The following is a 19,019-nucleotide window of genomic DNA, read 5'->3' on the forward strand; positions in this document are numbered from 1 at the left end:
TTTACAGGGTAGAAGGTGACCCTGCCGTGGTCAGGGGTATGTGAAGTGGGAATTTACTTCGGGAAAATGCGATGGCGCTGAAGGACAAGTGTCCTCCCAGGCAACCAGGAAAGAAGTCCACAAACAGACCAGATGATGCGTTTGAGCTATGGTTGAAACGGGGGCTGCATCAATTGTTTGATGATGTGACCAGGGAGCCTGTGCCCGAGGAACTCCTGCGTCTGATTGAGGAAGACCGGAAGCGGACAAAATAGATGTCCGCTCCCCAATCTTCCGGTCAGCGCGGCAGGCAGTCCCGGCACCGGAGCCTGTCGACCCGGCTCGGGCGTGTGTTCGATGCGGTGCGTGGCCGGATGATGGCCATCATCCTGCTGGCCGCCATGCCGATCGCGCTGATTGGGGCGGTGCAGGCATGGCACAGTTATTACACCACGCTGGAAGCTCCCGGTTACCGCACGGACATGACGATAATACGTCTTGATCTGGAATTGCGGCATGAAGCCGAACATCTGGGGTCGCTGTTGCAGGCGGTCTCGCGCATGCGCCTTGATGACAACGGGCTGGAGCGCATGCTGGAACTGGTCCAGTCCCTGACCGGTCGGCACTACAGCCAGATCTCGCTGGCTGATGACAGGGGCAACATCCTTACATCCGTGGGGCGACGATCCGATTCAGCACCCCTGAGTGTGGCGGCCATGCCCCGCTTTCAGGGCGATGTCGCCATGGTTGCGATCCGGGACCCCGTGACGGGGGTGCCCGGTTTTTTTCGTATTACCGTCGCCACCATGATTGATGACGAGACCGGTCGTCCGGCGCGTTCGGGTTATCTGACGGCGGTGATGCCCCTGTCGTGGCGTAGCGGCATATTGCAGGCAAGTGATCCCCGGCGGGATCTCCTGCAGCAGAACGGCCCCATCGAGATCTGGATTCTGGATAATCTGGCACGTGCGGCTGTGCCCCTGTGTGCCGACTGTAATTGGGACAGCCGCCCGTCAGGCCGGATCATGCAGTGGGCGCGCCGCATGCTGGCCCAGAATCAGGAAAATGCCCACATCACCCTGCCTGATGGCTCGTTTTCCATCGGGCGTGTGCAGGGTGGAGTGTACGTAATCGCCATGACGCGGCGCAACGCGGTCGAGCGGCATGCGGTTGTCATGTTCGCCGTGTCGCTGGTCAGCAGCGGTGTCCTGCTGCTGGTCGGGCTGCTGGGGGCATCCAAAAGTGCTGATGTGCTGGTTGTAACCCCGTTGCGGCAGCTTACCGCTTCGGTCAACCAGTGGCAGTTGGGGGGAATGTATGATGTCCGTTCCAACTGGGCCATGCCGCTGGAGGTCAGGCAGCTTGCCCACGCCTTCAGCAAGGCCACGCGCAAGCTGGCGCGGCATGAAAAACGGCTGGAGCGCGCACAGGCGCGGCAGGAACTCCTGCTCAAGGAGATGCATCACCGCGTCAAGAACAACCTGCAGATTGTCGCCTCGCTCCTTAACCTGCAGGCGGGGCGGATACGCCAGCCCGCCGCGCGGGAGGAATTTGCCCAGGCCCGCGACCGCGTGCGTGCCCTCGCGACCCTTCACCGTTACCTGTATGCCGATGGTGAACTGTATAGCCTGAACATGCAGAGCTTCGTGCGCGAACTGTGCGGCCAGATCATGCATGCCATCGGGGAATCCGATGAAAGCCGCATTACGCTCGATATCCGTGTCGATGACCTGCTGATGGTGCCCGATCAGGCCGTACCCCTCGCCCTGATCGTGACCGAGGCGGTGAGCAATACCCTGAAATATGCCTTCCCTGACCGTCAGCACGGCACATTGGAAGTAGGGCTGAAGGCGCTGGATGGAAGCCGGGCGTGTTTATGGATCGCCGATAATGGCGTGGGCATGGCCGCGTCACGCAACCATACGGCTGCGGAAGAGGCGCGTAGCGGCATAGGCATGCAGTTAATTCGGGGTTTTGCGCGCCAGCTTGGTGGTGAACTGGAACTGTTTGAGGAAAACGGGACGCGCTACGTCCTTGTTTTTCCGTTAAAGCTGCCCGAGCCGGAAGATATGACGGCCTGAACGCATGCAAAAATGCATGGCAGAGTTATGGTATGGGCAGCTTATAGGGCGGCATGATGGCTGTCCCTGTGCCGTGTCCTTCGGTATAGGGAGCGGTCATGAACGATGACAAGACAGTGATGAAGGCATGGACCAGGGCGCAGTCGCGTCTTGGGCGCGGACAGGCCATGCCGGTCATGGTGCTGGGTCTGGCCATAGCCGCGATTGCAGTGGGGCAGGTCTGGTGTGTAGCGAATGTGCTGGCCTGCGTGCTGGTGCCCGGCGGCATGCCGGTCGCAACATCGGCGCTGGCCGGTCTTGTCATCCTGTCACTATTGCGCGCGGTCGTGCAGATGGCAGCGGATGTCATGGCCGCCCGCGCTGGCATGAAGGCGCGCAGGCGCCTGCGTGGCGGCGTGCTGGACGCCATCCTGCGCGGCGGGCCGGGGCTGTTACGACAGCACCATACGGGGGAACTGACCGCGCTGGCAGTTGACCGGATCGAGGCGCTGGACGGATTTTTTTCCCGCTGGCTGCCTGCTTCCGTCCTGTGGATGGCGGCCCCGCTGGTCATTGGCGGGCTTGCGGCCATCGTGCAGCCGGGTTCCGCGCTCATCATGGCGCTGTGTGGCATTGCCGTGCCTTTCGGGCAGGCCCTGTTCGGTATCGGGGCCGCCGTGGCGTCGCGTAACCAGTTCCTTGCCATGACCCGTTTGCAGGCCCGCTTTCTGGATCGCGTGCGGGGTATCGCTACCATCGTCCTGTCCGGTCAGACCGAAGCGGAAACCCGCCGCCTGGCCGCCGCAGCCGAAGAACTGCGCGTGCGTACCATGAAGGTGCTGCGGGTGGCCTTCCTGTCCTCTGCCTCCATAGACTGTGCGATGGTGGTCGCCCTTGTGCTGGTGGCGCTGCGTAACGGATCGCAGCTTATGACCCTGCATGAGCAAGGTGCCGTCGCGACCGTCATGGCGGCGCATGTGCTGCGCGGGCTGTTTGTCGTGCTGCTGGTGCCGGAATTCTTTGCTCCTTTCCGTAGCCTTGCACTGGCCTATCAGGACCGTGCCCACGCATCCGGTGCGGCGGCGGCCATGCGGATGCTGCCCGATGCCAGCACGGTCCGTGCCGCCGGTCAGGCCGTGTGCGATACGGGTCATGGGGTGGCCGTGGCGTTCGAGCATGTTGATTTCACATGGGATGCCGCGCGCGGCGCGACGCTGGACGATATTTCCTTTAGCGTTCCCGCCGGAAATACACTTGTGCTGTGCGGGGCATCGGGATCGGGCAAGTCCACGATCATCGAACTGCTGCTGGGCTTCATCCAGCCGGGCGGCGGACGCATCACCCTCAACGGCATCGACATGACCACCATCATGCCCGAGGCGCTGGTGGCCATGACATCATGGATCGGGCAGAAGCCGGTCCTGTTCGCGGGTACGCTGCGCGAAAACATCCTGTTCGCCCGCCCGGACGCAACGGATGCGCAACTGCATGCAGCCCTTGAGGCGGCATCGGCGGACAGTTTCGTCGCCAGCCTGCCGCAGGGACTTGATACCTTCATTGGTGAAGGCGGCTTCGGTCTGTCCGGCGGGCAGGCGCAGCGCGTGGCGATCGCGCGCGCCTTTCTCAAGGATGCGCCGCTCGTGCTGCTTGATGAACCCACATCCCATCTTGACCCGGCGACCGAGGCCGACGTGTTCGACAGCCTGCGCAGGCTTGCGGCCAACCGTACCGTTATCCTCGCCAGTCATTCAGCGGCGGTGGAAGGTTTTGGCGGCCAGCGTATCGACCTCGACCGGGGCCGAATTGTCACCAGCGGGGAGAGCGCATCGTGAAGTCTTCCGACAGCCGGGCCGTCGCGCGGCAGGCACGACGTGAAGGTGTGCTGGCCCCCCTGTTCCAGATCCTGCATATCTGGCGCCAGCGCGCGCCGCTGCTTACGGCGGGTGCGATCCTGTCCCTGCTGGCGCTGCTGATCGGCCTGCTGCTGATGCGTGAGGCCGGTCTGCGCGTTGCCGCGATGACCATGGGCATGATCGTGATCACGACCGGGGCGCTGCGCATTCTGGGCAGTGCGCGCGTCATCCTGCGTTATGCCGAACGTCTGGTCACACATGATGCGATGTTCCGCGCCCTGGCTGATGTGCGGGTATGGTTTTTCCGTAACCTCGCACGCGGGGCGGCGGCCGGGCTTGGCTTCCGTCGCGCGGGGGATCTGCTGTCGCGTCTGGTTTCGGATGTCGAGGCGCTGGACGGTCTGTACCTGCGCATTATCGTGCCGCTGGCCGGTGCGCTGCTGGCCCTGCCTTTCCTGTTCATCGCCATCAATATGGTCAGCACCGTGCTGGCGGTTGTGGTGGCGGGGCTGTTCGCCTGTGGTGCGTTCGTCATGCCACTGATCGCGGCCATGCTGGGGCGGCGTGATGGCGGTATGGTCAACCATGCTGCAGCACAGTTGCGTATCGGCGTGCTGGACATGGTGGGTGGCCTGCGTGAAATCGCGACCTTCGGGGCGGAAGGACGCATGCTGGCCCATGTCCATGACCGTGATGCCGCACTGTATCGTGCGCAGATGAAGCAGGCCCGTATGCTTGCCCTTGCGGGAGCCGCGTCTTACCTGTGCGGTCAGGCGGCCGTGGTTGTGGTTCTGGCCGCGGCCATGGGGCTGGGCCTGCCGCGTATCGCGCCGCTGCCCGCCGCAGCCGTGCTGTTCCTGACGGTTGCAGCCTTTGAAAGCGTCGGGGGCCTGACCCGCGCGGGCGCCCTTGCCGGCACCATTACCCGTGCCGCCGCGCGCGTTGTGGCGGTGGCCGACCTGCCCGAACACGCTCCGGCGGAAGGCACGCAGCCTGCGCCCGCTGGCACGGACATCTGCTTCAATGACGTTTCTTTCCGCTGGGCGGAGGGACGCGCGCCGGTGATGGACCACCTTAACCTGAGCATTCCCGCAGGCCAGCGTATTGCCGTGCTGGGGCCATCCGGGGCTGGCAAGTCCACCCTTGCGGCGCTGCTGCTGAAGGTGGTGGCCCCGCAGGGCGGTCAGATCACGCTGGGGGGGGAGGATATCGCCACCATCCGTGATGATGCCCTGCGCGGGCGGATTGCATGGCTTTCACAGGCGACGCATCTTTTCGCCGATACGATTCGTGCAAACCTGCTGCTGGGCCGCCCGGATGCGGATGAGGCCGAACTGTGGACCGCGCTGGAACAGGCGCAGGTGGCCGATGTGGTGCGGGACCTGCCCGAAGGGCTGGATAGCTGGCTGGGTGAAGGCGGCGCCAGCCTGTCGGGTGGACAGGGCAGGCGGCTTGCGCTGGCGCGGGTGCTGCTGTCGCGCGCGCCGATCCTGATACTGGATGAACCGGCAACGGGTCTGGATGCGCGTACCGAACAGGAATTCCTGCAGACCCTGAATGACGTGACCGAAGGTCGCACCGTCATCCTGATCGCCCATCGCCTGACCGGTGTTGAAAAGCTGGACAGCGTGTGGCGCATATCAGGCGGTAAAACGGTGGAATTGAGGTCGGAATAAGGCAGTCATCGCTGCTGCAAGGATTGACGTGTCCTGCCCCGCAGGGCACGAAGTATCGGAAAATCGGATCGGGCATACCAGTAGGCCGATAGCGGTCCGTCCTGAATAGCTGAAATGGGAGTTAATCCATCATGCGTCGCCTGTCCCTTTTTCTTGCTCTTGGTCTGCTGACAGGATGTGCTGGTGGCCATCCCGGCAAGTATATCGTGTTCTTTACCCAGAACTCCACGCAGCTTGACACGCCCGCGCAGACCGTCATCACGCAGGCCGCGCAGCGTGCGCTCGCCCATCATTCCAATGTGCGCGTGGAAGGGTATGCCGCCGCCAGCCACGACCTGTCGGCTGATGAACTGCTGGCCATCGACCGTGCCAAGATCGTGGCCCGTCAGCTTGCCGTCGATGGCGTGGACGCCAGCCGCATCAGCCAGCAGCCGCGTGGCCCGGTCAACAATGAAGATGGCGCCCTTGCCTCGCGCCGTGTCGAGATCGAGGTGGGTGGACACTGAGTACAGGCCCAGCCCTTGATGAAATGACCGGGCACGACGGCACGGTGCGCAATCCGCGCGATGTGCTGGCCGAGGTATTCGGTTTTCCTGATTTCCGCGGCCTGCAGCAGCAGGCCGTGGATGAGGTGATGGCAGGACGTGACTGCCTTGTGCTGATGCCGACAGGCGGCGGCAAGAGCGTGTGCTATCAGGTGCCCGCCCTTGCCCGTCCGGGCACGGGACTGGTCATTTCCCCGCTGATCGCCCTTATGGATGATCAGGTCGCAGCCCTGCGGCAGCTTGGGGTCAATGCCGGCGCCCTGCATTCCGAACTTGAAGCCGATGATGCCGCGCGCGTCCGTTCGGACCTTATGGCCGGGCGGCTTGATATCCTGTATGTCTCCCCCGAACGGCTGCTTTTTCCGGGCATGCTGGAACGGCTTGGAAAACTGACGCTTTCCGTCATCGCGATTGACGAAGCGCACTGTATTTCAGCCTGGGGGCATGAATTCCGCCCTGAATACCGAGAACTCGCGGCCCTGCCGCAGCATTTCCCCAATGTACCGCGTATTGCGCTGACCGCGACGGCGGATGCCCGCACGCGCACCGATATCCTAGACGCACTGGCCATGCCCGATGCAACGGTGCTCAAGGCCAGTTTCCATCGCCCCAACCTTGATATCGCCGTAAGGCCCAAGACATCGGAACTGCGGCAGTTGACCGCGATACTGGATCGTCATCGGGGGGCGGCCTCCATCGTGTATTGCGGCAGTCGCAGCAAGACCGAACGTGTGGCCCGTTCGCTGGCAGGCAAGGGATATGCGGCGCTGCCCTTCCATGCCGGACTGTCGCCGGTGGAAAAGCGTGCCGCACTCATGCGCTTCCGTTCAGGCGAACCGGTGGTGATTGTGGCGACCATCGCCTTTGGCATGGGTATCGACCGACCGGATGTCCGCGCCGTGGTGCATCTGGACATGCCATCTTCCCCCGAAGGGTATTACCAGCAGATCGGGCGTGCCGGTCGTGACGGGGAACAGGCCGAGACCGTCCTGCTATATGGCGGCGACGATATGGCCCGCGCACGCTACTGGCTGGAACAGTCCAACGCCCCGGATGCGCAGAAGCGGATCATGAGCGCCCGGCTGGAAGCCATGATCGCCCTGACCGAGACCACGGGCTGCCGTACGCAGGCCCTGCTGTCCTGCTTTGGCGAAGAACTCGAAAAACCCTGCGGGCATTGCGATAACTGTCGCAATCCGGTTGCGACATTCGATGGTACCGTCGCCGCGCAGAAAGTGCTGTCGGCCATCTACCGCACCGGGCAGCGTTTTGGCGCGGTGCATGTGGCGGGCGTGCTGCGGGGCAAGGCATCGGATATGACGGCCCGCCACGGGCATGAGAAGCTGAGCGTGTTCGGGATCGGTAGCGACCGGCCCGAACCCTTCTGGCGCGGTGTGATCCGGCAACTGATCGCACGCGGCGCGATAAAGGTCAGCGGGGAATATAACGCCCTTGCCCTTGAGGAAGGACGCGCGCGTCCCATCTTGCGGGGTGAGGAACAGATCATGCTGCGTGAGGATGCGACCGAGGACCTGCGCGCGGCGGCACGGAGTTCGGGCAGTTCGTCACGTCCCCGGATGACCGACCTGACGCCGGAAGCCGCCGCCCGGTACGAAGCCCTGCGCACATGGCGGTTGGGGGAGGCACGGGAGCAGGAGATTCCGCCTTATGTCATTTTCCATGATGCCGTGCTGCATGATATTGCATGCGAACGTCCCACGACGCTGGATGAACTGGGCATGATCCGGGGTGTTGGCGGGTCCAAGCTGAGCCGTTATGGCGCGGCGGTGCTGGATGTGCTGGCGGATGTCGGCGCGTAGGCCCATCCGGGCTGCATTTGTTTTTGTCTTAATCGCGGAATCAGGAACGGTTTTTCATGCGCTGCCCCTTTTGTGGACATGATGACACGCAGGTAAAGGACAGCCGTCCGCATGAGGACGGGGCCGCCATCCGCCGCCGCCGAATCTGCGGGTCATGCGGACAGCGTTTCACCACGATCGAACGTGTGCAGTTGCGTGATCTTGTGGTTATCAAGGCGGATAGCCGCCGCGTACCGTTTGAACGTGACAAACTGGCGCGCTCGGTGCGGATTGCGCTGCGCAAGCGCCCGGTGGATGCCGAGCGGATCGAACGCATCGTCAATGGTCTGGTCCGCCGTCTGGAAGCGATGGGTGAGACTGACATCCCTTCGCGCGATATCGGGCGGCTGGTTATGGATACGCTGCGTGAAATTGATTCCGTTGCCTATATCCGTTTCGCCAGCGTGCATTGGGATTTCCGGGAAACCAAGGATTTTGCTGATATTCTGGGCACGATATCGGCTTCCGTTTCGGGGGATGCGGGCGAAGACTTTCCCGCGGCTGAACCGAAAGGTAAAGATTGAACTGGACCCCGCCGCGCAAAGAGGCGATGAAGCCCTGATTTCGCAGCAATGCCACAGCAGGAGTAACGCGCCATGACACAGACAGACGGTGACCGGCAGCCCAACAAGGTCCGTTCCCGCACCGCATCGCGCGTGGCGGCCGTGCAGGCCCTATTCCAGATTGAACAGGGCAACGAAAGCCCCGACAGTGTCATCAACCAGTTCAACCGCCACCGCTTGGGCACGTCGGCGTCCGAACAGTGCACCTATGCCGAAGGGCAGGTGCCCGATGCCGATGCCCGTCTGTTCGGAATTGTCGTGCGGGGTGCGATGGCCCGGCAGGATCGTATCGATGCGCTGCTGCATGAGATCCTGCCCGCGTCGTGGCCGCTGGCCCGTCTGGACCCGGTGCTGCGCGCCATCATGCACGCGGCTGGTGGCGAGATGACCGGCGGCGACCCGATCCCGGCGCGGGTCATCATCAATGAATACATGGATATTGCTCATGGCTTCCTTGCCGGTGACGAACCGCGCATGCTCAACGGCGTGCTGGATGCCCTGTCCCGTCGCCTGAAGGAACCGGCTGCCCCGGCGCAGGCTGAAACGGATACGACTGTTGTGGAAGACGCTGCCACGCCGGACGGCGCCGCGTCCTGATTACAGGTAGGGGAGACGGCCATCATGGGGCAGGACAGTCTGCCGGATAATGGTCTGCCCGCTGAATTCGGGTTCATAGCCCGTAATTTCCGTCCCCTTGCCGGAGACGGCGCGCTTGACCTGCGTGATGATGCCGCCGTGTTCACGCCACCCGCCGGACGACAGATTGTGGTGGCGGCGGACGCCATGGTGGAAGGCGTGCATTTCCTGCCCGATGACCCGCCGGATACGGTGGGCCGCAAGCTGCTGCGCTGCAACCTGTCCGACCTTGCGGCCATGGATGCCGTGCCCTTGGGCTACCTGTTGACGGTTTCCATGCCACCGGCGCGTGATGATGTGTGGTTTGCTGCCTTTGCCGCCGGTCTGGCGCAGGACCAGAAGCAGTTCGGCATTACGCTGCTGGGCGGGGACACCACATCCACATCCGGGCCGCTTGTGCTGTCGCTGACGGTGCTGGGCCATGTAGCACCCGGCATGGCGCTACGGCGCTGCGGTGCGCGCGTGGGTGATGGCATATGGGTGACTGGCACGATCGGTGATGGCGCGATGGGCCTGCTGGCGCGTCAGGGCAGGGTGGCGGACCCTGATGGTTTTCTGGCCAGCCGTTACCAGTTGCCCCGCCCCCGGCTGGGTCTGGAACTGGCGGGCGTAGCCTCCGCTGGCATGGATATATCGGACGGGCTGGTGCAGGATCTGGGCCACATGGCGCGTGAAAGCGGCGTGGGGGCCGAAATCGGGTCTGCCCTGGTCCCGCTTTCCCCTACTGTACGTGCGCAGGGGCCGCAATGGCTGGAACACTGTCTGGCGGGGGGCGATGATTATGAACTGCTGCTTGCCGTGCCGTCGGAGCATGAAGCGCAGCTTCTGCATCATGCCGCGCGACGTGATGTGCCCGTGACCCGTGTCGGTCGGTTTGTGGCGGGGCGTGGCGTGCGGGTGCTCAATGAATCCGGGGCGGAGATGGTCCTTGCCCGGCGGGGCTGGAGCCATCTGCCCTCCACTATCTGAAGGGTCGTTCCCTCAGTCCACCAGTGACCTGTCATAAACCCGGTAGCGCTTGCACGGCTGCGGCGTGATGCGTTCGATCAGGCGGCGCATGGGCTGGTTCGTTTCCAGAACCCAGCCCAGTTCGATGGTGCGGTAAGGCAGGCTGCGGCCACGCTTCATAAGCTCGGTAATGGCCAGCGCTGGCATGATCGCCCCCAGCGCCGTGCCGTCGAGCCGGGAACTGACACCTAGCAGGATCACGCGCGCGGAATGGAATTCATGCCGCAGCAGCCGCTTGCCCAGCTTGATCCAGCCTAAGGGAGAGGGATCGCCATTCAGGTCCGATGAGATATCGAACACGTTGGGCACCACGAGGGCGACGCAGACCGGCTCGCCATTCTGTTCGATCAGCACGAAATGTTCAGGCTTGAGCAGGGGCTTGAGTTCAACGATCATGGACTGGATGTCCTCGCGCGCCAGCGGGATCGAACCCCAGTTGTTGCGCCAGGCATCGTTGTAAAGGCGGCGCAGGATCTCGCCATCCTCCTCGATCCGGTCCATGCGCAGGCCGCGCGTGGTCACGTTGCCCAGCCGCCCTTCGCCCAGTCGCAGGCTGGAGGGGACCAGATGGGCTTCTTCCGCATCCGGGCCGGTCTTCATCTGATAGGCCAGCAGGTCATGCGCCTTCGTGCAGCCACAGGCTTCCATCATGGCGGGCAGCCAGTGCGGGTGCCACGGCATGGCCACCATGGGCAGGGCATGATGGCCGGACAGCATCATCCCGAACTCCCCATTGCTGTCCAGCGTCTGGGGACCGCGCATGAGCTTCATGCCATGCTGGCGCAGCCATGCGCCCGCCGCATCCAGCAGGGCGGAAACGACGGCCATGTCGTCAATGGCGTCCAGCGCACCGAAAAAACCCACCGGCTCGCCATAATGTTCCATGGACACCGGGTCGATCTGGGCGGAAATGCGCCCCACGGCTTTTCCGCCGCGCATGGCCAGGAAATATTGCGCGCGGCCCTGTCGGAAGAAAGAGTTCTTGCGCGGGGTCAGCAGGTCGCGCTGCGTCAGTTCAAGCGGGGGCACATAGCCGGGCAGGCCGGCATACAGGCGGCGGGGCAACTGGATGAAGGTGGTCATCTGACGAAAGCCGGAAACGGGAATGATAGTAAGACGATCGGTTTCGTTCATGACCGGTTCGTTGCATCCTGACGTTACCGGCATCGACCTTCATTCCGGGGCGGAACAGGGCAGGCTATGCAGGTATGGGTTGAAAGAAATGATTCGGTTGTCCGTTCTGCTGCTGTGCTGATGGCACAGAAGGACCCCGAAAAGGAAGATGGACATGACAGGAAAGGTCGCTTCACGCATGGATGAAGGTGGATATGTGCTGATTACCGGGGCATCCAGCGGGATCGGGGCCGAACTGGCGGCGCTCTATGCCGCGCGCGGGCGAGGGCTGGTCCTGTGGGGACGTGACGCGGTACGGCTGGAAAACGTGGCCGGACATGCGCGCAGCCGTGGGGTGAAGGTGCATACCCGTGTGCTTGACCTTATGGATGGGGCCGCCGCCATTGCGGCCCTGCGTGAGGATGATGGCAGCTATCCGCTGGATATCGCAATCCTCGCCGCCGGACTTGGTGACATGCGGCGCGGGAATGACGTGGTCGAACGGGCGGAGGATGTGCTGCGGCTGGGACTGGTCAATTACGCCACCCCATCAGCCATGGCCGCGGCAGCGGCGGAGTGCATGGTAAAACGCGGACGGGGACATATCGTGCTGATCGGTTCGGTCGCGGCCTTCCACGCGCTGCCTTTCGCCGCCGCCTATTCCGGTTCCAAGGCGGGGATCAAGCGCTTTGCCGAAGCCCAGCAGATGGCGCTTGCCCCGCTGGGTATCGGGGTAACGCTGGTTTCCCCCGGATTTGTGGACACCCCCATGAGCCGCCGTGTCGTCGGGGCCAAGCCGTTCATGCAGAGTGCGTCAGCAGCAGCGCGCAGGATCGCGGATGCGGTGGACCGGAACCGGCCGCATCTGGTCTTTCCGTTCATATTTTCCGTGCTGCGCCTGATTGATACGCTGGTGCCATGGCCGTTCAAGCGGCGGATACTGTCCGCCATCAAGGCCGATCAGATGAACTGATGCGCTCACGCGGCGTCTTTCAGGGGGACATCAAACTTTCCGCAGGCGCTTTTGTGCGATGTGGCTGATGATATTCGGCCCGGACCGGTCTTTTTTTTGTGATGGATGTGGTAACGGATACGCCCGCGGTGCCTGAATTGTCCCGGTCCGGTTGCATTCCATGCCGGGGAAGGGACGGATCCGCAGGGGATTTTTGTTGATAATGGCCACGGAGCGTGACCGGACATGAAAGAGATCGTAGCAGTCGACATTGGCGGAACCCATGCGCGTTTCGCCATTGCCCAGGTTGATCAGGGCCGGGTCGTCACGCTGGGGGATGCCACGACGCTGAAATGCGCCGATCACGCCAGCCTGCAACTGGCATGGGAAGCGTTCAGCCGCCAGATCGGCCGCCCCCTGCCTGCTGCGGCAGGTATTGCCGTGGCCTGTCCCATCAAGGGGGACATGCTGAAGCTGACCAATAACCCGTGGGTGATCCAGCCCGCATGGCTGCCGGTCAAGCTCGGGGTGGATCAACTGGTTCTGGTCAATGATTTCGGTGCGGTCGGGCATGCGGTGGCGCAGGTTGGCGCGGACAGCCTTCAGCATATCTGCGGTCCTGACATCCCGCTGCCGGACCATGGCGTCACGACCATTGTGGGGCCGGGCACGGGTCTGGGCTCTGCCTATATCGTAAGGCGGAAGAACGGCTATGTGGTGTGCGAAACGGAAGGTGGCCATATCGACTTTTCCCCCGTCGACCAGTTCGAGGACCGTATCCTTGGCGTGCTGCGCAGGCGTTACCGGCGCGTGTCGGTCGAACGCGTGGTATCGGGACCGGGTCTTCTGAACCTGTATGAGGCGATTGCCGAAATGGGTGAACTCTCGGTCAAGGCGCGTGACGACAAGGCCTTATGGACCATGGCGCTGGAAGGCAGCGAACCGGTGGCCGCCGCTGCACTGGAGCGGTTCTGCCTCAGCCTTGGTACGGTTGCGGGCGATCTGGCGCTGGCGCAGGGGGCGAATGCCGTTGTCATCGCCGGGGGGCTTGGCCTGCGCCTGGCCGAACATCTGCCCCGTTCCGGCTTTGCCGAACGGTTCGTGGCCAAGGGCCGGTTTGAAGGCATGATGGCGGATATGCCCGTCAAGCTGATTACCTATCCCCAGCCCGGCCTGCTTGGTGCTGCCGCAGCCTTTGCCGAGGCCTATCGCTGATTTACGTGCTGCGTAACCCCGGCAGGTCTGAGGGGAGGGGGCCTACCCTTCCCACAGATGGCCGGGCATCGCGTCATAATGCCGTGTCAGCATATCCAGCAGCAGCGCCAGCACGCCATCCATATGCTGCGGCGTGGCAGGTACAACCCGAGAGGTTTCCTCCCGTGCCGGTCGCCCATGGATCAGCGCCGCGATCAGGATGCGTTCGTAACGATAGCCGATAATGCCATGGATATAGCGGTAGCGGTTGATCGACCCCCGCCGTCCGTTCAGGGGACGATGGGACAGGCCGCATGACGTGCGGTCCAGTTGCGGATCTTCCTGCCCCATGACCCCGATGCGGTAATCCGCAGCCCAGAACCGGGCCGCCGCGATATGGTGGGGGGCGATGATGCCGTTGCGGCGCAGGGCCTCGATCGCGGGGGGCAGGGGCAAACCGCATCCGTCATCCCCGCCGGATGCAGATGGCGGGGCAGGCAGGGAAAACAGACGGTCAGCAGGCAAGAAGTGCCCTTTCATGGCAGCGTGTCGTCATATCATCTTCATGATCCGGCGGACGGGTCAATCGGCAGTATGTATCCGCTGCGTATCTATCATCCGCCATTCTGCCATCAACCTTATGAATGTGGCGACTATCCGCTTGCGCTTCGGGGAAATCCCTGTTGCCAGACAGGCATGATCCTGCGTGTCGGCTTTCATCCGGGCTGATGCGCCGAATCCCCACCCGAAATCTGTCCCGTATGATTGGTCAGGCAAAGCGGGCCTGAAAAAAAACGGCACCACCCCGTTGGAGGGGGTGATGCCGCAAGGTGCCGTGGGAAAAGTCGGGAAATCGACGGTTGGGAATCTGCCGGGACCCACGGGGTGAATTCCCTATACTGATAATAATTATCATTATCAAGAAAAAAGGGCGCCAGCCCGAATCGTGCCCTGTGGACCCCGATACGAAAACGTGGTGCCATACTCTCCGATATCGTCCACAGCAGGCAGGGAAAGAATGGCCATTACACCGCTTGAGGTCGCAGCACAGCGCACAGGGGGACGGCGCGGGGCCGATATTCTGCTGGAAATCCTGGAAAGTGAGGGGGTGCGCTACATATTCGGCAACCCCGGCACGACGGAACTGCCGCTGATTGATGCGCTCCAGCGTCGCCCGGACCTGAGCTACATCCTCGCCCTGCAGGAAGCGAGCGTGGTGGCGATGGCCGATGGCTATGCGCAGGCGGCGGGGCGGCCGGGTTTCCTTAACCTGCATACGGCTGGTGGGCTGGGTCATGGCATGGGCAATCTGCTCAATGCCAGTGTGTCGCAGACGCCGCTGGTCGTGACGGCGGGCCAGCAGGATTCGCGCCATACGATTTCCGATCCGCTGCTGTTTGGTGATCTGGTCAGCATCGCAACGCCTGCGGTCAAATGGGCGCAGGAAGTCCTGCATGCGGACCAGTTACCGGTGCTGGTGCGCCGGGCTTTCAACGATTCAATGGCCGCCCCGTCCGGCCCGGTTTTCCTCTCCCTGCCCATGGATGTGATGGAGGAACCCAGTGATATCGGCATCGGCGCACCGTCCGTCATCAATCGGGAATCCATAGCAGGTGGCCTGCCTGAACTGGCCCGTGCGCTGGCGGGTATCACGCCGGGGCGACTTGCCATCATCGCGGGGGATGAAGTGCATGGGGCCAATGCCGCAACGCAGGTCGCGGCGGTAGCGGAACTGCTGGGTGCGCCGGTTTATGGCGCATCATGGCCGTCGCGCATTCCGTTTGCCACGTCCTGTCCGCTATGGGCAGGAAACATGCCCACCCGTGCCACCGATATCGCACGCCGTCTGGCGGATTATGATGCGATCTTCGCGCTGGGCGGCAAATCGCTGATTACCATCCTGTATTCCGAAGGCTCGCCCGTGCCGCCGTCCTGCGCGGTCTATCAGGTCTCGGCTGATGCGCGGGATCTTGGTCGTACGTTCCAGACCCCGCTTTCGCTTGTGGGCAATATCCGTGCCTCTCTTGATGTTCTGCTTCCCCTGCTGGAACGCGAAACACAGCCCCGTCAGGCGCAGTTCCGTACCGCAAGGGAGGTTGTCGTCGCGGCCCGCAACAGCAAACGGAACGAGGCTGAACAACTGGTCGCCCGGCATCGGGCCGATCCGGTCATCGCCCCGTGTGTTGCAGCCCATGAAGCCGTGCGGGCCATTGGTCCCCATGTTGCAATCGTGGACGAGGCCATTGCCACGTCATCCTATGTGCGCATGTTCCTGAACAGTGACTGGGTTGCGCAGTATTCCTTCCTGCGTGGTGGCGCGCTGGGCTGGGGCATGCCTGCCGCAGTCGGCGCATCGCTGGGGCTGGGACGTGAGCCGGTCGTCTGTCTTGTCGGGGACGGCGCGGCACTCTATTCGCCGCAGGCATTGTGGACCGCCGCACATGAACGGCTGCCGGTAACCTTCGTGGTCATGAACAACCGCGAATATAACGTGCTGAAAGGTTTCATGCGGGGACAGACGCATTACGTCTCGGCGCGTGAAGGCAATTTCCTGGCAATGGATATTAACGATCCACCGGTGGATTATCAGGCGATGGCGCGTTCTTACGGGCTGGAATCGCGCCTCATCACGCGTGTAGGTGATATTGCCCCCGCCATCGAGGCCGCGATGGCTTCCGGCCGCCCCAACGTGGTGGAGATCATGATCAGCACGGTCTGAAGGTGGAGGGGGCGGTCTGGCCGCCCCTTAGCGGATGGGGAAAGAGCAGGTTGCGGGGACGGTATCCGCCCGCTCCCCACCGGGATCGACACGCAGGGTCAGGCGCATGACCGCCGCTGCCAGATGGCCGCCGCTGGTACGCATGGATGCCTTGATGTCCACACCCTGATTGTTATCAAGGACTGCCACATTCCGCCCTTTCCCAATCGTGGCTTCTGCACGTACGGACCAGTATGTGCCATTGAAGTCGGACAGGCGGGCGAGATTGTAGACCTTACCTTCACCCCTGAGGGTGCTGTAGCCAAAGCCTACAGCACCCCCCCCGTGCAATTTGACGGGATAGGAGTGGGTACCGAAATAAAGGCGTCCTTTACCCCATGAATAACCGCCCCCAAGGGCTGCATCATGCAGGGTGAAACACAGCTTGCCGGTTTTCTGTCCCAGTGCGTCCGTTGCCCACGCAGATGAGGCTGCCAGGAGTCCCGCAGCAAGAATAACAGGGGCTGAAAGCAGAGCTGGTCGCACGGTATGTTCCTGCTACGATATGCTGGCTGGGGAGCATATATGGGAATCAAGAGGGCGCCGGTACGATTACCGGGTTCACTCATTGTTTTTCAGTCGATTATCGGCAAAAGGCAACCCCTGTCTGAAACTTGACGGCCCGGTGGCGGGAATGTGCAGCCGGGGCGGGAGGGGACCCCATGTGTTTCACAACGGTTTCAATGAATTACGATAATGCAGCCTGCCAGTCCGTGCTGCATCGGATTCGCACGCAGCACCCATTTGTATATGGGCTGACCAATTACGTCGCAGCGACCCTGAGTGCCAATGTACTGCTGGCAGCCGGGGCCGCCCCGGCCATTGGTGCGGCTCCCGGCTGGGCCACGGGTTTTGGGGGGCATGCCGGGGCGATGTGGATCAACGCGGCGGGACTGATCAACTGCACGGCACAGGACATGCACGATGCGGTTACGGCTGCGCAGGCCAATGGCGTACCATGGGTTCTGGACCCGGTGGCGATGGGGGCAGGGGTCAGTCAATATGATGCGATCATTCGCGATCTCGCCTCAGGCGGCCCGGCAGCCATTCGGGGCAATGCCAGCGAGGTGATGGCTCTGGCAGGTGGAGGTGCGACGGCGAAGGGAGTGGAAACCACTGCATCTATCACGCAGGCCCTGCCGCTGGCGCGTGAACTGGCATCTTCGCGGGGTGTAATCGTGGCAGTCAGCGGGCCGGAAGATCATATTCTCGCCCCCGATGGCCGCCATGTCACGGTGCCCGGCGGCGATCCGATGCTGACGATGGTAACGGGAATGGGCTGCGCGCTGGGGGGATTGGTTGCGGCCTGCCTGGCGGTCACGCCCACTGGTCCTGACCGTCTGGTTGCGGTGGCGGCGGCACATGCCCTTTACGCCCGTGCCGCCGAAATCGCGGCCCGTTCCGCCCAAGGCACGGCATCCTTTGCAACCGGTTTTGTCGATGCGCTGTCCCGGCTCCAGCAGACCGCCGGACCCGGAGCTTCCGGTTGATCAGGAAATATCAGCCATAAGGGAAACATGGGCTGCGATGATCTTCCACCCTGCCGGGGTGCGCAGCCATGTCTGGCTCTGCCTGCCGATCCGCTCTCCCCCATGGCGGCGGAATTCCAGATCGACCGTCCCGACATCCGTGCCGATCGCGGTAATATGGCGGCGCAGCACATCGCGCGGTGGCGATCCGCCTGTTCGATTGCGCCGGAAGGCCGCGATTTCATCAAACCCGTACAGCGTCTCGCCCACGCCATAGCGCACGGTTTCCGGTCCCTGATAAAACAGGGCGTCGAGTTCCGGGATGTCGTTCCGGCCCAATGCGCTTTCGTAGCGATCGGACATGGCCGTCAGTTCCGCTACGATTTCAGGCCGGTTCAGTTCAGGAGCCATGGGTATTTCCGTCAGGTATGGAAGATTATTTCGTCGGGGCGGATGCCGGTGCTGCGGCTGGAGCCGCTTCGTCCGTTACATTGATAACAGCCTCATCCGAAATGGACAGCACTTCGGATGGCGGGCGCCGTGCGACTTCATCCGTCTTGCGTGCCAGGTCGTTGGTTACGGTTTTCAGTTCCCCAACCTCGGCCCGGACATCGTTCAGGATCTCGATCAGCGCTGCATGATCTTCTGCCGCGCGCTGGTCCGTTCCCCGGCTCAGAACCGCATTGCCGACCATAAGGGCGGGTAGGGCAACAAGCTGGATACAGTTGCTTATATAGAGAAGCGTATTCTGCCACGCTGGCGCCGCAAGGGGGATCAGCGAAAAGACCAGAAAGGCATAGACGCACCAGATGCTCCCGAAGATGATCGTCATGCGCACGGCAATCCGGTCATTCACATAGGTGACGAGGGAAGGTTTGTTCGATGGGTTCGGCATGGAAACCTGTTGTGACAATGCGTTGCGATATAAGGCGGGTATGTCCCAAAATCTGGCGTTATGCGCCTGCCTTGAACGGATAGGATTTATACCAAGGGTAAGGGAACCACAGCATGCAGTGATGCCCGGTAGCCGTCCGCATCGAAGGCAATGGAATTTCTTAAAATGGAATAGGGCAGTTCTCGGCCAATGTTCCCCATTTGTATCAATATTTGAGAAAGTTTTTCCGCCTCAATGTCATTTTTCTGATTGACGGTATGACCGGTGGGTCCTATATCCCCCTTCACCGGCGGCGCTGAGGGAAACTTCTTGAGCTTCCTCGGCGGATTTGCTAGGTTATTCGGCCCTACGGGGTTTGGATCTTTGACAAGAGAATATGAGAGTATCTGGAAGGGATATGCTGGCGGCGCGGTTGTTGCTCTTAGGGGCGATGATTGGCGGTCTGGACTGGGTGAGACT

The 19,019-nt window shown here is 62.4% G+C and carries 19 protein-coding genes; 13 read left to right on the forward strand and 6 right to left on the reverse strand.

The features are described from left to right. The first annotated feature begins 71 nt into the window (after window positions 1-71). The 9 genes from CFR79_RS16215 (at window position 72) to thiL (ending at window position 10,140) form a co-directional block, all read left to right on the forward strand. Window positions 72-254 carry a hypothetical protein gene (locus CFR79_RS16215; protein ID WP_110548140.1) on the forward strand — a complete coding sequence of 61 codons (183 nt, stop codon included), beginning with the start codon at window positions 72-74 and terminating at the stop codon, window positions 252-254. Then, window positions 255-2,060, forward strand: coding sequence for a sensor histidine kinase (locus CFR79_RS12760; protein WP_102324461.1), 1,806 nt, complete (start codon window positions 255-257; stop codon window positions 2,058-2,060). It abuts the gene before it with no gap. A gap of 98 nt (window positions 2,061-2,158) precedes the next feature. Beyond that, entirely contained in the window at window positions 2,159-3,871 is a 1,713-nt protein-coding gene (cydD, locus tag CFR79_RS12765; RefSeq protein WP_110548141.1) for a thiol reductant ABC exporter subunit CydD, read from the forward strand. Beyond that, complete coding sequence (cydC, locus tag CFR79_RS12770; protein WP_110548142.1) at window positions 3,868-5,568, forward strand: thiol reductant ABC exporter subunit CydC; 1,701 nt, start codon at window positions 3,868-3,870, stop codon at window positions 5,566-5,568. Before cydD ends, cydC begins: the two co-directional genes overlap by 4 nt. A 131-nt stretch (window positions 5,569-5,699) precedes the next feature. Continuing rightward, window positions 5,700-6,074, forward strand: coding sequence for an OmpA family protein (locus CFR79_RS12775; RefSeq protein WP_102324458.1), 375 nt, complete (start codon window positions 5,700-5,702; stop codon window positions 6,072-6,074). Window positions 6,075-6,097: 23 nt separating this feature from the next. Continuing rightward, entirely contained in the window at window positions 6,098-7,933 is a 1,836-nt protein-coding gene (gene recQ, locus CFR79_RS12780) for a DNA helicase RecQ (RefSeq protein ID WP_110548143.1), read from the forward strand. A gap of 56 nt (window positions 7,934-7,989) precedes the next feature. Further along, complete coding sequence (nrdR, locus tag CFR79_RS12785) at window positions 7,990-8,496, forward strand: transcriptional regulator NrdR (protein WP_102324456.1); 507 nt, start codon at window positions 7,990-7,992, stop codon at window positions 8,494-8,496. Window positions 8,497-8,568: 72 nt separating this feature from the next. After that, entirely contained in the window at window positions 8,569-9,132 is a 564-nt protein-coding gene (gene nusB, locus CFR79_RS12790; RefSeq protein WP_102324455.1) for a transcription antitermination factor NusB, read from the forward strand. 24 nt (window positions 9,133-9,156) lie between these two features. After that, complete coding sequence (gene thiL, locus CFR79_RS12795) at window positions 9,157-10,140, forward strand: thiamine-phosphate kinase (RefSeq protein ID WP_110548144.1); 984 nt, start codon at window positions 9,157-9,159, stop codon at window positions 10,138-10,140. A gap of 12 nt (window positions 10,141-10,152) precedes the next feature. Here the strand turns inward: thiL and CFR79_RS12800 are convergent, their stop codons facing one another. Further along, window positions 10,153-11,313 (reverse strand): GNAT family N-acetyltransferase, encoded by a 1,161-nt coding sequence (locus tag CFR79_RS12800; RefSeq protein WP_102324453.1) that lies wholly within the window; start codon window positions 11,311-11,313, stop codon window positions 10,153-10,155. A 154-nt stretch (window positions 11,314-11,467) separates the two neighbouring features. On the opposite strand from CFR79_RS12800, the gene CFR79_RS12805 reads away from it, so the two are divergent. Next, a complete protein-coding gene (locus tag CFR79_RS12805) occupies window positions 11,468-12,265 on the forward strand; it encodes an SDR family NAD(P)-dependent oxidoreductase (RefSeq protein WP_110548151.1) in 798 nt (265 codons plus the stop codon). Window positions 12,266-12,490: 225 nt separating this feature from the next. Further along, window positions 12,491-13,459 carry a glucokinase gene (gene glk / locus CFR79_RS12810; RefSeq protein WP_102324452.1) on the forward strand — a complete coding sequence of 323 codons (969 nt, stop codon included), beginning with the start codon at window positions 12,491-12,493 and terminating at the stop codon, window positions 13,457-13,459. A gap of 42 nt (window positions 13,460-13,501) precedes the next feature. Here glk and CFR79_RS12815 read toward each other — a convergent pair whose 3' ends face one another. Next, entirely contained in the window at window positions 13,502-13,963 is a 462-nt protein-coding gene (locus tag CFR79_RS12815; protein WP_102324809.1) for a hypothetical protein, read from the reverse strand. Window positions 13,964-14,456: 493 nt separating this feature from the next. Here CFR79_RS12815 and CFR79_RS12820 point away from each other — a divergent pair, with 493 nt between their 5' ends. Further along, window positions 14,457-16,157 carry a thiamine pyrophosphate-binding protein gene (locus tag CFR79_RS12820; RefSeq protein ID WP_110548145.1) on the forward strand — a complete coding sequence of 567 codons (1,701 nt, stop codon included), beginning with the start codon at window positions 14,457-14,459 and terminating at the stop codon, window positions 16,155-16,157. A 27-nt stretch (window positions 16,158-16,184) separates the two neighbouring features. Here the strand turns inward: CFR79_RS12820 and CFR79_RS12825 are convergent, their stop codons facing one another. Continuing rightward, the gene (locus CFR79_RS12825) at window positions 16,185-16,682 is read right to left on the reverse strand and encodes a hypothetical protein (protein WP_181417435.1); all 498 of its coding nucleotides are present in this window, start codon (window positions 16,680-16,682) and stop codon (window positions 16,185-16,187) included. Window positions 16,683-16,858: 176 nt separating this feature from the next. Between CFR79_RS12825 and CFR79_RS12830 the strand changes: the two genes are divergently transcribed. Beyond that, window positions 16,859-17,686 carry a hydroxyethylthiazole kinase gene (locus CFR79_RS12830; protein WP_110548146.1) on the forward strand — a complete coding sequence of 276 codons (828 nt, stop codon included), beginning with the start codon at window positions 16,859-16,861 and terminating at the stop codon, window positions 17,684-17,686. On the opposite strand, the gene hpxZ is transcribed toward CFR79_RS12830, so the two are convergent. From hpxZ to CFR79_RS16025, 3 genes are all read right to left on the reverse strand, one after another. After that, a complete protein-coding gene (gene hpxZ / locus CFR79_RS12835) occupies window positions 17,687-18,076 on the reverse strand; it encodes an oxalurate catabolism protein HpxZ (RefSeq protein WP_110548147.1) in 390 nt (129 codons plus the stop codon). 25 nt (window positions 18,077-18,101) lie between these two features. After that, a complete protein-coding gene (locus CFR79_RS12840) occupies window positions 18,102-18,560 on the reverse strand; it encodes a hypothetical protein (RefSeq protein ID WP_110548148.1) in 459 nt (152 codons plus the stop codon). Window positions 18,561-18,646: 86 nt separating this feature from the next. After that, the coding region (locus CFR79_RS16025; protein WP_220030283.1) for a hypothetical protein at window positions 18,647-19,019 on the reverse strand (373 nt) is incomplete at its 5' end.

The sequence above is a fragment of the Komagataeibacter saccharivorans genome (assembly GCF_003207825.1).
In the GTDB taxonomy this organism is placed as follows: Bacteria; Pseudomonadota; Alphaproteobacteria; order Acetobacterales; family Acetobacteraceae; genus Komagataeibacter; species Komagataeibacter saccharivorans.